At 69.0% G+C, this 13108-nt stretch carries 12 protein-coding genes; 4 read left to right on the forward strand and 8 right to left on the reverse strand.

Annotated features, from left to right (window positions below; all coding sequences use genetic code 11):
• Positions 1-173: 173 nt before the first annotated feature.
• The 8 genes from I2501_RS08910 to rpmH form a co-directional block, all read right to left on the reverse strand.
• On the reverse strand, positions 174-1352 hold the full coding sequence (locus tag I2501_RS08910; protein WP_196193320.1) for a ParB/RepB/Spo0J family partition protein: 1179 nt from the start codon (positions 1350-1352) through the stop codon (positions 174-176).
• A complete protein-coding gene (locus I2501_RS08915; protein WP_328806279.1) occupies positions 1349-2356 on the reverse strand; it encodes a ParA family protein in 1008 nt (335 codons plus the stop codon). The genes I2501_RS08910 and I2501_RS08915 overlap by 4 nt, the downstream gene beginning before the upstream one ends.
• A 539-nt stretch (positions 2357-2895) precedes the next feature.
• Complete coding sequence (rsmG, locus tag I2501_RS08920) at positions 2896-3639, reverse strand: 16S rRNA (guanine(527)-N(7))-methyltransferase RsmG (protein ID WP_196193321.1); 744 nt, start codon at positions 3637-3639, stop codon at positions 2896-2898.
• A gap of 133 nt (positions 3640-3772) precedes the next feature.
• Positions 3773-4300, reverse strand: a complete 528-nt coding sequence (locus I2501_RS08925; protein WP_196193322.1) for a Jag family protein — start codon at positions 4298-4300, stop codon at positions 3773-3775.
• 62 nt (positions 4301-4362) lie between these two features.
• Positions 4363-5472, reverse strand: coding sequence for a membrane protein insertase YidC (gene yidC / locus I2501_RS08930; protein WP_196193323.1), 1110 nt, complete (start codon positions 5470-5472; stop codon positions 4363-4365).
• A 3-nt stretch (positions 5473-5475) separates the two neighbouring features.
• Complete coding sequence (gene yidD, locus I2501_RS08935) at positions 5476-5763, reverse strand: membrane protein insertion efficiency factor YidD (protein WP_196193636.1); 288 nt, start codon at positions 5761-5763, stop codon at positions 5476-5478.
• Positions 5764-5798: 35 nt separating this feature from the next.
• The gene (gene rnpA, locus I2501_RS08940; protein ID WP_196193324.1) at positions 5799-6227 is read right to left on the reverse strand and encodes a ribonuclease P protein component; all 429 of its coding nucleotides are present in this window, start codon (positions 6225-6227) and stop codon (positions 5799-5801) included.
• Between the two features lie 31 nt (positions 6228-6258).
• Positions 6259-6396 (reverse strand): 50S ribosomal protein L34, encoded by a 138-nt coding sequence (gene rpmH / locus I2501_RS08945; RefSeq protein ID WP_196193325.1) that lies wholly within the window; start codon positions 6394-6396, stop codon positions 6259-6261.
• A gap of 385 nt (positions 6397-6781) precedes the next feature.
• Between rpmH and dnaA the strand changes: the two genes are divergently transcribed.
• The 4 genes from dnaA (at position 6782) to recF (ending at position 12963) form a co-directional block, all read left to right on the forward strand.
• Positions 6782-8725, forward strand: coding sequence for a chromosomal replication initiator protein DnaA (gene dnaA, locus I2501_RS39130; RefSeq protein ID WP_196193326.1), 1944 nt, complete (start codon positions 6782-6784; stop codon positions 8723-8725).
• An 897-nt stretch (positions 8726-9622) separates the two neighbouring features.
• Positions 9623-10765 carry a DNA polymerase III subunit beta gene (gene dnaN, locus I2501_RS08955; RefSeq protein WP_196193327.1) on the forward strand — a complete coding sequence of 381 codons (1143 nt, stop codon included), beginning with the start codon at positions 9623-9625 and terminating at the stop codon, positions 10763-10765.
• A 157-nt stretch (positions 10766-10922) separates the two neighbouring features.
• Entirely contained in the window at positions 10923-11798 is an 876-nt protein-coding gene (gene gnd / locus I2501_RS08960; protein ID WP_196193328.1) for a phosphogluconate dehydrogenase (NAD(+)-dependent, decarboxylating), read from the forward strand.
• A 37-nt stretch (positions 11799-11835) separates the two neighbouring features.
• Positions 11836-12963, forward strand: coding sequence for a DNA replication/repair protein RecF (gene recF / locus I2501_RS08965; RefSeq protein WP_196193329.1), 1128 nt, complete (start codon positions 11836-11838; stop codon positions 12961-12963).
• The last annotated feature ends 145 nt before the right edge of the window (positions 12964-13108 follow it).

Raw genomic sequence — 13108 nt, forward strand, 5'->3', positions numbered from 1 at the left:
CTCACTGACAGCATGATCACGGAGCAGCCCGGAGACGGATCCTCCGAGCCCGCCGCCCACGCATGCAGAAGCCCCCGCGTTTCCGATGAAACACGGGGGCCTCGACGGCGCCGACAGCGCCTGCACTTTTCAAGATCGCCAAGTGTCACACGTGTGACACTTGGCGATCTTGCTCAGTCCTGCTCCTCCTCGATGGGCTCGGCGTGGCCGCCGTCCCCCTCCAGCCCCTGGCGGAGCAGCGCGCCCTCGCCCGGGGCGAACGAGCCGAGGATCCGGTCCAAGTCCTCCACCGAGGCGAACTCGACCACGATCTTGCCGCGCTTCTGACCGAGCTCCACCTTCACCCGGGTGTCGAGACGGTCCGAGAGCCGACTGGCCAGACTCGCGAACGCCGGCGACACGCGACGACCCGCGCGCGGCACGTGCGGCTTGCGCGACGCTGTCGGCTGCTCGGAGTTGATCAGCGTGACGATCTCCTCCAGCTGACGCACGGACAGGCCTTCGGGGGAGATCCGGGCGGCGAGCTTCTCCCGCGTCTCCTCGTCGTCGATGAGGAAGAGCACCCGCGCGTGCCCGGCGGCGAACTCGCCCGCCGCCACCCGCCGCTGGATGAACGGCGAGAGCTTGAGCAGCCGCAGCGTGTTGTTGACGTGAGTACGGGACCGGCCGATCCGGTCGGCCAGCTCTCCCTGGCTGCAGGAGAAGTCGTACATCAGCTGCTCGTAGGCGGCAGCCTCTTCCAGCGGGTTGAGCTGTGCCCGGTGCAGGTTCTCCAGCAGCGCGTCGAGAAGCATCTTCTCGTCGTCGGTGGAGCGGACGATCGCCGGGATCGCGTCCAGGCCCGCCTCACGGGAGGCACGCCAGCGGCGCTCACCCATGATCAGCTCATAGCGCTCCGGGCCGACCTGACGCACCACGACCGGCTGGAGTAGGCCGACCTCCTTGATGGAGGTGACCAGTTCCTGCAGCGCCTCGTCGTCGAAGACCTCACGCGGCTGCCGCGGGTTGGGCGTGATCGAGTCGAGCGGTACCTCGGCGAAGTAGGCACCCTCGACCGGGCGAAGCTCGGTGGAATCGTCCTCGACCACCGTGGTGACGACCGGCGCCGGATCGCGCTCCAGGGTGCTCGTTCCGCCCCCTGACCCAGTGCCGACGGGGATCGACGCGGGACCACCAGGTCCGCCGAGCCCGGCCACCTTGACCGCGGCCACCCCGCGCTCCGAACCCAACGCCGGCACAGCGGACGGGGACGACGGCGAGGCCGCCCCCGGAACCGGCGCGGTGGCCGGTGACGCCGCAGCCGGGATCAGCGCTCCCAGCCCACGGCCAAGACCCCTACGACGCTCACTCACCGGTGGCCCTCCATCGTGCTCTGCCCCTCCATCGTGCTGTGGTCTTCGATCGTGCGGGCCTGCTGGGCGTAGACGCCCGGTACCCCGTCCGCAACGTAGGTCGCGTCAGCGGCAGCGGCATCCGCCTGGGCGCCGCGCAGGGCGATCTCCTTGGCGGCCTCCAGATAGGACAGCGCACCGGTGGAACCCGGGTCGTAGGTCAGTACGGTCTGGCCGTAGCTGGGCGCCTCGGAGACGCGGACCGAACGCGGGATGCTGGTGCGCAGCACCTCCGAGGTGAAGTGGTTGCGCACCTCCTCGGCGACCTGGGAGGCCAGCCGGGTGCGCGCATCGTACATGGTCAGCAGGATGGTGGAGACGTGCAGCTCCGGGTTGAGGTGCGCCCGGACCAGGTCCACGTTGCGCAGCAGCTGCCCCAGACCCTCCAGCGCGTAGTACTCGCACTGGATCGGGATCAGCACCTCGCGACCGGCGACCATCGCATTGACCGTCAACAGGCCCAGCGAGGGCGGGCAGTCGATCAGGATGTAGTCGAGCGGCTGCTCGTAGGCCGCGATCGCCCGCTGCAGCCTGCTCTCGCGGGCCACCAACGAGACCAGCTCGATCTCGGCGCCGGCCAGGTCGATGGTGGCCGGGCAGCAGAAGAGGCCCTCGACGTCCAGCACCGGCTGGACGACATCCGCCAGCGGCTTGCCCTCGACCAACACGTCGTAGATGGAGGGGACTTCGGCGTGGTGGTCGATGCCGAGCGCGGTCGACGCGTTGCCCTGCGGGTCCAGGTCGATGACCAGGACGCGGGCACCGTGCATCGCCAGTGAGGCGGCCAGGTTCACCGTGGTGGTGGTCTTGCCGACGCCGCCCTTCTGGTTGGCGACGACCATCACGCGCGTCTGCGCAGGACGCGGCAGCGGCTCGCCCACGCGGGCCATGACGGTGACCGCGGCCTGGGCCGCGCGACCGATCGGGGTGTCGTCCGCAAGCGGAGGGGTGTCGGAGTCCTGCATGTCCGTCAGTGTTTCATGCGACGGTGTGGGATGGACAACACGTGATGTCGTCCTGGGACCAGGAACCGGCTCGACGACGGCAGGAAGTTCGGCTGACACGGGTCCGCCCCCCTCTGTTTCCGGGCTGTCGCCAGAATCATCGCGCAGCTTGCGGGGCACGGGGGGCAGTTGGGGACGTTCCAGCCCCCTGGGTGCCAGATCTTCACTCGAAGGACGGGCGGGTCGGGTGCGTTGGGCGGCCTCGCGGCTTCGGCTCAGGATGCCGCTGAGCAGGGAGCGACGTTTCACGAGCAACACGATGCCCGTTTTATACGGAATCTGACGGTTCGACACTCCGACGGTTTGTGCGGGCCTCCTGGACGCACATGGGAGAGGGACCGGGAGAAGCAACGAGGACCAAGATCATCAAATGTCACACGTGTGACAGTTAACGATCTTGGTCCTCGTTTCATGATCGTCAAGTGTCACGCGTGTGACACTTGACGATCTTGAAATGCGCCTGCTCGACGCCTCGGCACCGGCGCCTCAGTGCCGACGGCTCAGCGCCGGCGCCTCACGCCGCCTCGGGAAGCGCGGGCCGCCTTGGCCCTGCGCGCCGCAGCCTTCACGCCGCCCGGGCTCTCGCCCGCCTTGACCCGCACCACGTGCGTCGGCGTCGAAACCACGTCCGCGCCGATCACCTCGACCGACCACTCCTCCGCGCCCAGCTTCAGCAGAGCCGCCTTGTGCTCCGCGACCTCCTGCTCGGCCGAGTCGCCCTTGAGCGCCAGCATCTGCCCGTACGGCCGGAGCAGCGGCAGCCCCCACCCCGCGAGCCGGTCCAGCGGCGCCACGGCACGCGCCGTCACCACATCCACCTGGACCTTGCCGACCATCTCCTCGGCGCGACCGCGCAGCACCGTCACATTGTCCAGACGCAGCTCGCGGACCACCTCCTCCAGGAAGGTCGTCCGCCGCAGCAGCGGCTCCAGCAGTGTGATCTGGACGTCCGGTCGGGCCAGTGCCACCGGGATGCCGGGAAGTCCGGCACCGGAGCCGACGTCGCACAGCGAGAGCGAGTGCTTCTCCGGAAGCGCCTCGCCCAGCACCGCGCAGTTGAGGATGTGCCGCTCCCACAGCCGGGGCACCTCACGGGGACCGATCAGGCCACGCGTGACACCGGCATCCGCCAGCAGCTCCGCGTAGCGCACGGCCAGCTCCAGCCGGTCGCCGAAGATCTCAGCCGCGACCGCCGGGGTCTCCCCGAGCTCAGTCGAGAACTCCTCGGGCTGGGGCTCCTCCACGCCGCACCTCTCCTCTACTCGCACCTGTGCTGTTGTGTGCCATTACTCACGACGGCCCCGTTCGCAGCGATCACGATGATCACCGCGAACGGGGCCGGTCCGTTCCACTCACGTACTGCACCTGCCCGGCCGGTCAGGCCGGGAGCACGACCACGCGACGCTGGGGCTCCTCGCCCTCCGACTCGCTGCGCAGACCCGAGGCGGCCACGGCATCGTGCACCACCTTGCGCTCGAACGGCGTCATCGGACGCAGGCGGACCGGCTCGCCGCTCTCCTTGACGTCCTTGGCAGCCTGCTCGCCCAGCGTCGTCAGCTCGGCCCGCTTGTCGGCACGGAACCCGGCAATGTCCAGCATCAACCGGCTGCGCTCCCCGGTCTCCCGGTGCACGGCCAGACGGGTCAGCTCCTGCAGGGCCTCCAGGACCTCACCGTCCTGACCCACCAGGCGCTGCAGCGAACGCTGCGCACCCGGGGCCTCACCGATGATCGAGACGGAGGCACGATCGCCCTCGACGTCCATGTCGATGTCGCCGTCGAGATCGGCGATGTCGAGCAGGGCCTCAAGGTAGTCCGCAGCGATCTCGCCTTCCTGCTCGAGGTTGGCCAGCAGCTCGCTCTTGGACGTGGTGCCCTCGGCGGGGGCCACGGTGCCGTCCGTCACGGATCGACTCCTTCGGTGCACGGGGGTGGATCGGATGAAGGTGGGGGTGGGGCTGATCGGGTTCAGGACTTCTTCTTGGACGACTGACCGCCGCCCTGGCCGCCGCGGTTGCCCCCGCTGCCACCGGCCGTGGCCCGGCCACGGGCCGGAGCGGTCTTGGTGCCGCCGCCCGTCTTGGCCCCGCCGGACTTGGCGGCACCGCCGGACTGCTGGTGACCGCCGCCGGACGAACGCTGCGACTTGGACTGGCGCTTCGGCTGCACCCGCACCGGGGTCGGCTCCGGCTCCACATCCTCGGGAGCCTCAGTGCCGCCCTTCACCAGGGAGGCGATCGAGGTCTTGATCTCGGTGCCGTCCGCGTTCAGCTTGCCCTGGGCCTTGAGGCGCGCCTGGCGCTCCTTCCAGGCAATCGAGCCCGGAGTCGGGTTACGGCGGATGACGACCAGCTGCTGGCCCAGCGTCCACGCGTTGGAGGTGACCATGTAGACCAGGACACCGATCGGCATGTTGATACCGAAGAAGATGTAGATGACCGGGAGGACGTACATCATCATCTTCTGCTGCTGCATGTACGGCGTCTTGACCGTGAGGTCGACGTTCTTCGTCATGAGCTGGCGCGTGGTGAGGAACTGCGAGAAGCACATGGTCAGGATGAAGATCGCGGTGACGACCTTCACACTGGTCGAGCTGGAACCGATGAAGGTGGCCGAGATCGGGGCACCGAAGATGTGCGCACTGTAGGCGCTCACCAGCAGCGAACCGGTGATGACCCCGGACGGCTTCTTGTCGGCAACGTTACGCAGCACGCCGTACAGCGACATGAAGAACGGCGACTGGATCAGAAGAGGAAGACAGCTCGCAGCCGGGTTGGTACCCGCCTCCTTGTAGAGCTTCATCATCTCTTCGGACTGCTTCTGGCGGTCGTTCTTGTAGCGCTCCTGGATGACCTTCATCTTCGGCTGGAGCGCCTGCATGGTCCGCATGGACTTGATCTGCTTGACGAACAGCGGAATCATCGCCGCGCGCACGCAGACCGTCAGCAGCACGATCGAGAGGCCCCAGGCCCAGCCCGAGTTCGGGCCGAAGATCGACCCCAGGACGGCATGGAACTGGACCACAACCCAGGAGACGGCGTAGTACAGGGGTTTGAGAATCGTATCGAGGAACCCCACGGGTCAGACTCCTTGGGCAGTGGTCGGGGGGGCCGGCTTCCGAAGCCGCCGGTACCAGACCGGGTGCTTTCGTTCCGGGACGTAGTCGAAGCCGCCGGGAGTCCACGGGTTGCACCGCAGAATCCGCCAGGCGGTCAGGGCTGTGCCCTTGATCGCGCCGTGGACCTTGATTGCTTCGAAGCCGTAACGCGAGCAGGACGGGTGGTAGCGGCACACCGGTCCCAGCAGCGGGCTGACGGTGAGCTGATAGAGCTTGATCAGCCCCAGCAGCACGTACTTGCCGGCGAACAGCCCGGCAAGTGCCACCCCCACCCACAGCAGGTACGTCACTGCCCTGCTCCCGTCGGCAACGAAGCGCTCAGTTTGCGCAGCGCGGAGTCCAGATCGCGTGCCAGGTCCGCGTACTCCGCCTCGGCAGCCGAGGGCAGCGCGCGTACCACTATCAGGCTACCTGCGGGCAGGCGGCCGATACGCTCGGCCATGAGGTGACGTAGCCGACGCTTGACACGATTCCGGACCACGGCGACCCCGACAGCCTTGCTGACAACAAAACCCGCACGTGCCGGGAGAAAGTTCCCCCCGGCGCCGTGCGGGTTTGCAGGCTCCGTCATCGGCACCCCTGCCGTCTCCGGCGAAACACCGGTACCACCGGTGAAGAGGTGCGCGACAAGCAGCGGGCGGCCGGCTCGCCGGCCACGCCGCACCGCGGTCGCGAAGTCCTCGCGCCGCCTCAGCCGATTCTCGGAGGGCAGCACGACATGACGACCTTGGTGATTCGGAAGATGATCAGGCCGACAGGGTGGTGCGGCCCTTGCCGCGGCGGGCGGCGAGGATCGCACGACCGGCACGCGTACGCATCCGCAGACGGAAGCCGTGGGTCTTGGCACGACGACGGTTGTTCGGCTGGAAGGTGCGCTTGCTCACGGGGGTAACTCCAGGTCAATCGAAGGGGCGGCGGGACATCGCTTGGCCGTCACCGTGCGTCCGCGTGATCCCCATAACCCGTTCTGTACGGTGATCCACGACGCCAGATAGCTGCGCGCCTCGACTGAGGAGACTCCGCGGGCAGGCGGCAGCGGCCATCGACAACTCGACCTCGTTACGGTACGTGGAACGGCGTCCATGGGTCAAACCAGCCGACCTGACCTCGGCAGACACCGGGCGGAAGCCGCCGCACGCTTTCGGCCACGGACCAGCGGCGACACGCTACCCACACCCTGTGGACAACAACTTGAATCGGGGCATGCCACCCGCCTACCGTTGACAGACTTTCCATGGACCTCCCTGCCCACAGTGAAGGCGTGCACCAGTGGCTGAACCGACAAACGATCTCGCTTCCGCATGGGCGCGGGTCGTCGAGCGACTGGCCAGCGACCCCAGCGTCGAGTCCATGGACAAGAAGTGGCTGCAGCGCACCCACCCCATGGGGATGATGCACAACACCGCGCTGCTGGCCACCCCCAACGAGTACGCCAAGAGCGTGCTGGAGGGCCGCCTGGTCGGGCAGATCACCGAGCTGCTCGGCGCCGAGTTCCAGCGGTCGATCCTGATCGCCGTCGTGGTCGACGCCAACGCGGGCACGCTGCCCCAGGCCTCGGCCCCGGCCCCGCAGTCCCACCAGCCGCAGCCCCAGTCGCACCAGCAACACCAGCCTCAGCAGCACCAGGGGCAGCAGGGTCACCAGCCGCAGCCCACGTCGTGGCAGACCGGCTACGGATATCCCCAGCCTGGGGAGAATCCCCGGTCGTACCAGGATTCCCCGCAGTCCCACGGATACCAGGAATCCCACGGGTACCAGCAGCACCAGCAGCACGGGGAGCAGGCCCAACCGCAGCCGAGGCAGTACCCGGAGCCCGCGCCCTACCCGCAGCAGCCCGCCGAGCCCCAGGCGTACCACGACGAGTGGAGCGTGCCGCAGCTGCCGGTGCAGCTGCCGCCCCAGTCCGTTCAGCACGGGCAGCACAGCCAGCAGGGCCCACACGGCCAGCACGGCTCGCCCTCCGGTGAGGACCGGCAGCCGCGCGCCCAGCTGCCCGCCGTTCCCGAGTCGTCGTCCACCGAGCTCGCCCCCCGGCCGGAGCCCGAACCGCCGGCGTCGTCCAACATGCCCGCACCGCCTGCCGCGAGCCGGCCCCCGGCGGTACCGGCCGTCTCGCCGATGCCCCGGCCCGGCACCGGATCCAGCGGGAGCTCCTCGCTCCCCGGAGGCGGCAAGGACGAGCCCGCGGCGCGGCTGAACCCCAAGTACCTCTTCGACACCTTCGTCATCGGCGCGAGCAACCGCTTCGCCCACGCGGCCGCGGTCGCCGTCGCCGAGAGCCCGGCCAAGGCCTACAACCCGCTCTTCATCTACGGCGAATCCGGCCTCGGCAAGACGCACCTGCTGCACGCCATCGGCCACTACGCCCGCAGTCTCTACCCGGGCACCCGGGTCCGGTACGTGAGCTCCGAGGAGTTCACCAACGAGTTCATCAACTCGATCCGCGACGACAAGGGCGACGGCTTCCGGCAGCGCTACCGCGACATGGACATCCTGCTGGTCGACGACATCCAGTTCCTGCAGAACAAGGAGTCGACCCAGGAGGAGTTCTTCCACACCTTCAACACCCTGCACAACGCCAACAAGCAGATCGTGATCTCCTCCGACCGGCCGCCCAAGCAGCTGGTCACGCTGGAGGACCGGCTGCGCAACCGCTTCGAGTGGGGCCTGACCACCGACGTCCAGCCGCCCGAGCTGGAGACCCGGATCGCGATCCTGCGCAAGAAGGCGCTCCAGGAGCAACTCAACGCTCCTGCCGAGGTGTTGGAGTTCATCGCCTCGCGGATCTCGCGCAACATCCGTGAGCTGGAGGGCGCGCTGATCCGCGTCACCGCCTTCGCCAGCCTCAACCGGGCGCCGGTGGACCTGCAGTTGGCGGAGGTCGTGCTCAAGGACCTGGTCCCGGGTGGCGAGGACGACGGGCCGGAGATCACAGTCGGCGTGATCATGCAGCAGACCGCCGCGTACTTCGGACTGTCGGTGGACGACCTGTGCGGGTCCTCGCGCAGCCGGGTGCTGGTGACGGCCCGCCAGATCGCCATGTACCTGTGCCGGGAGCTGACCGACCTGTCGCTGCCGAAGATCGGTGCGGCCTTCGGCGGCCGCGACCACACCACGGTCATGCACGCGGACCGCAAGATCCGCACGATGATGGCCGAGCGGCGGGCCATCTACAACCAGGTCACCGAGCTGACCAACCGCATCAAGAGCTGACACCCGCACCGGAACGGAGCTGAGGGGCGCCCACGGGCGCCCCTCAGTCGTTTCCCGGGGCGCCGGCTGTGGGTGGACGGCGCGGCTGCCCACAGTCATGGGTACCTTTGCCCGTCCACACCCTGGGGAGAAGCGAGTTATCCAGAATCGCTCCACAGGCACTGCCGCTCTGGAAGGATCGTCGCAGGTCACCTGCCTGTGGGTATGTGGGAACCAGTCATCCACAGCCTGTGGAGAACTGAGCGGCCGTCAACCGGCCACCGAGGTTATCCACGCGCTGTCCCCAGGCTTGGCCCGGTTATCCCCAGCATCGGCTCGTTTCTCCACAAGAATGTCCACAGAACGGCAACATCGTGGGCCATTTCACTGGGTCGAGCGAATTGGTCCCCGTGATGTTGCCATCGGGGCTGTGGGTAACCGGGGGAAAAGCTGGGGACGGTGTGGTGGACAACCTGTGCACAAGCCAGGAACCCTGTGCACAGCGGGGGTTACGTCCACAGGGCCGCTAGTTTTTCCACCGTGGCCGTCCCCAGGGAATGTGGATGAAAAAGCGGCCTCGACCTGCGCAGGAAGGGGTTATCCACGGTTTCCACAAGGCCTACTACTACTACCCACTAGAGATAGCTCGGTCTTGATCCAAAAGAAGGTGGGCGGTGGATCTGTGGAGAACGCGGACTGGCCACGCGTTCGAGACCGACTTCGGCCCATCTGCCTCAGCTGTCCGTGGTATGCGTCAGACTGTTCCTCGGCAACAGGAGCGGACGCATGGAGCATCCCCTCCGTCGCGGGCCCTCAACCGCCCGTCCAGATGCCGCGTAGATGCAGTGCAGATGAACAGAGAGAGCGCGTGCGCGCACCGACGCGCAGAGCGACATCCACCTCAGGAGGCGGTTACCGGTGAAGTTCCGGGTCGAGCGTGACGTCCTCGCGGAGGCCGTGGCCTGGGCCGCGCGCAGCCTCCCGGCCCGGCCCCCGGTGCCGGTGCTCGCCGGGCTGCTGCTGACGGCGGAGAGCGAGGGCGGTACGGGCACGCTGAGCCTGTCCGGCTTCGACTACGAGGTCTCGGCCCGCGTCGAGACCGAGGCGGACGTCGAGGAGGCGGGCACGGTCCTGGTCTCCGGTCGTCTGCTCGCGGACATCTCCCGCTCGCTTCCCAACAGGCCTGTGGAGATCTCCACCGACGGCGTGCGCGTGCTGGTCGTCTGCGGCAGCTCGCGATTCACACTCCCCACCCTGCCTGTGGAGGAGTACCCGGCTCTGCCGCAGATGCCGACGGTCTCCGGCATGGTCCCCGGTGACGCCTTCGCCGCCGCGGTCGCCCAGGTGGCCGTCGCCGCCGGTCGCGACGACACGCTGCCGGTGCTGACCGGTGTCCGCGTCGAGATCGAGGACGACCGGGTCACCCTGGCTGCGACGGACCGCTACCGCTTCGCCGTCCGCGACCTGCTGTGGAAGCCGGAGCAGCCCGGCCTGTCGGCGGTGGCCCTGGTCCCCGCCAAGACCCTGCTCGACACCGCGAAGTCGCTCAGCGCGGGCGACAGCGTCTCCATCGCGCTGGCCGGCAGTGGCAAGGGCGAGGGCCTGATCGGTTTCGAGGGCGCCGGGCGCCGGACCACCACGCGGCTGCTGGAGGGCGAGTTCCCGAAGTTCCGCTCGCTCTTCCCGACGGAGTTCTCCGCGGTCGGCACGGTGGGCACCCAGGCCTTTGTGGACGCCGTCAAGCGTGTCTCCCTGGTCGCCGAGCGGAACACCCCGGTGCGGCTCAACTTCGAGCAGGGCGTGCTGATCCTGGAGGCCGGCTCCGGCGACGACGCGCAGGCCACGGAGCGGCTGGACGCGGACCTCGAGGGCGACGACATCTCGATCGCGTTCAACCCGGCCTACCTGCTGGACGGCCTGTCGGCCATCGACTCCCCGATCGCCCAGCTCAGCTTCACCACGGCGACGAAGCCGGCGCTGCTGAGTGGCAAGGCCTCGCAGGAGAGCGAGGCCGACGAGGCGTACAAGTACCTGATCATGCCCGTTCGCCTGTCCGGCTGACGGTTCGACCTGCCCCAGCCCACGGTTGCACCACCTGGGGCGCGGTGGGTGGTTGCTCGCGCAGTTCCCCGCGCCCCTTCCCGCCCTGCGGGGATAGGCTCGGGGATTGGTGCGGCAACGGGGCCGCGGACAGTCAGCACACAACGAAGGACTGATCATGCAGCTCGGACTCATCGGTCTCGGCAAGATGGGCGGCAACATGCGCGAGCGCATCCGCCGCGCGGGTCACACCGTCATCGGTTACGACCGCGATCCCGCCCTGTCCGACGTGGCGAGCCTGAAGGAGCTGGTCGGCTCCCTCGCCGCGCCGCGCGTGGTGTGGGTGATGGTGCCGGCCGGTGGGCCGACGCAGTCGACCGTCGACGAGCTGGCCGAGCTGCTCGAGCCGGGCGACGTCGTCGTCGACGGCGGCAACTCCCGCTGGACCGACGACGAGAAGCACGCCGCGGACCTGGCGAAGAAGGGCATCGGCTTCGTCGACTGCGGCGTCTCCGGCGGCGTCTGGGGCCTGCAGAACGGCTACGCCCTGATGTACGGCGGCTCCGACGCCGACATCGCCAAGGTGCAGCCGATCTTCGACGCGCTGAAGCCCGAGGGCGAGTACGGCTCCGTGCACGCCGGCAAGGTCGGCGCGGGCCACTTCGCGAAGATGGTCCACAACGGCATCGAGTACGCGATCATGCAGGCCTACGCCGAGGGCTGGGAGCTGCTGGAGGCCGTGGACAGCGTCACCGACGTCCGCGAGATCTTCCGCTCCTGGAAGGAGGGCACGGTCATCCGCTCCTGGCTGCTGGACCTGGCCGTGGACGCCCTCGACAAGGACGAGCACCTCGACAAGCTCAAGGGCTACGCCGCCGACTCCGGCGAGGGCCGCTGGACGGTCGAGGCGGCCATCGACCACGCCGTGCCGCTGCCGGCGATCACCGCCTCGCTCTTCGCCCGCTTCGCGTCCCGCCAGGACGACTCGCCGCAGATGAAGATGATCGCGGCGCTGCGCAACGAGTTCGGCGGCCACGCGGTCGAGAGCAAGTAGCGAGCCGGTAGTTCATCCACAACCTGCGAAGGAAGCTGTGCACGTCGCGCATCTGTCGCTGGCCGACTTCCGCTGTTACGCCCGGGTCGAGGTTCCGCTCGACCCGGGCGTCACCGCGTTCACCGGGCCCAACGGCCAGGGGAAGACCAACCTGGTCGAGGCGGTCGGCTATCTGGCCACGCTCGGTAGCCACCGGGTCGCGGGCGATGCCCCGCTGGTCCGTCAGGGCGCGGAGCGGGCGATCGTGCGCGGGATGGTGGTCAGGGACGAGCGCCAGACGCTGATCGAGCTGGAGCTGAACCCCGGCCGGGCGAACCGGGCGCGGATCAACCGCAGCGACAACGTGCGCCCGCGTGACGTGCTGGGCCTGCTGCGGACGGTCCTGTTCGCGCCCGAGGACCTGGCCCTGGTGAAGGGCGACCCGGGCGAGCGCCGTCGCTTCCTGGACGAGCTGCTGACGCTGCGTGCGCCGCGGTTGGCGGGCGTCCGGCAGGACTACGAGCGGGTGCTCAAGCAGCGCAACGCGCTGCTGAAGTCGGCGGCGATGGCCCGGCGTTCTTCGGGCCGGGTGGAGCTGTCGACGCTGGACGTCTGGGACGACCATCTGGCCCGTGCGGGCGCGGAGTTGCTGGCACAGCGGCTGGATCTGGTCGCCGCGCTGCAGCCGCTGGTGGCGCGCGCGTACGAGGAGCTGGCACCGGGCGGCGGCGGGACGGTGCTGGAGTACCGCTCGTCGATGGGCGAGGGGGTGCCGCTGGGCGGCGGCCGTGAGGCGCTGCACGCGGCGTTGCTCGCCGCGTTGGGCGCGGCCCGCAAGCAGGAGATCGAGCGCGGCCTGACCCTGGTGGGCCCGCACCGCGACGAGCTGGGCCTGCGGCTCGGCGAGCTGCCCGCGAAGGGGTACGCCTCGCACGGCGAGTGCTGGTCGTACGCGCTGGCGCTGCGTCTGGCCTCCTACGACCTGCTCCGCGCGGACGGCGGTGAGCCAGTCCTGATCCTGGACGACGTCTTCGCCGAGCTGGACGCGCGACGCCGCGAGAGGCTCGCGGAGCGCGTGGCGACAGGCGAGCAGGTGCTGGTGACCGCGGCGGTCCCCGAGGACGTCCCGGAGGCGCTCAAGGGAACGCGCTACGCGGTCATGGACGGCGAAGTCACCCGACTCTGACCTGCCTGTGGGCAAGGCGGGACAAGGTGGGCGTGTGCTGCCGCATGTGGTTGCACCATCCGAGGGGCGGGGGGGGGGGGGGGGGGCCCCCCCCCCCCGGGGGGGGGGGGGGGGCCCCCCCCGCGGGGGGGCCCCTGCGATGGTG

The sequence above is a fragment of the Streptacidiphilus fuscans genome, from assembly GCF_015690355.1.
Taxonomy (GTDB): Bacteria; Actinomycetota; Actinomycetes; order Streptomycetales; family Streptomycetaceae; genus Streptacidiphilus; species Streptacidiphilus fuscans.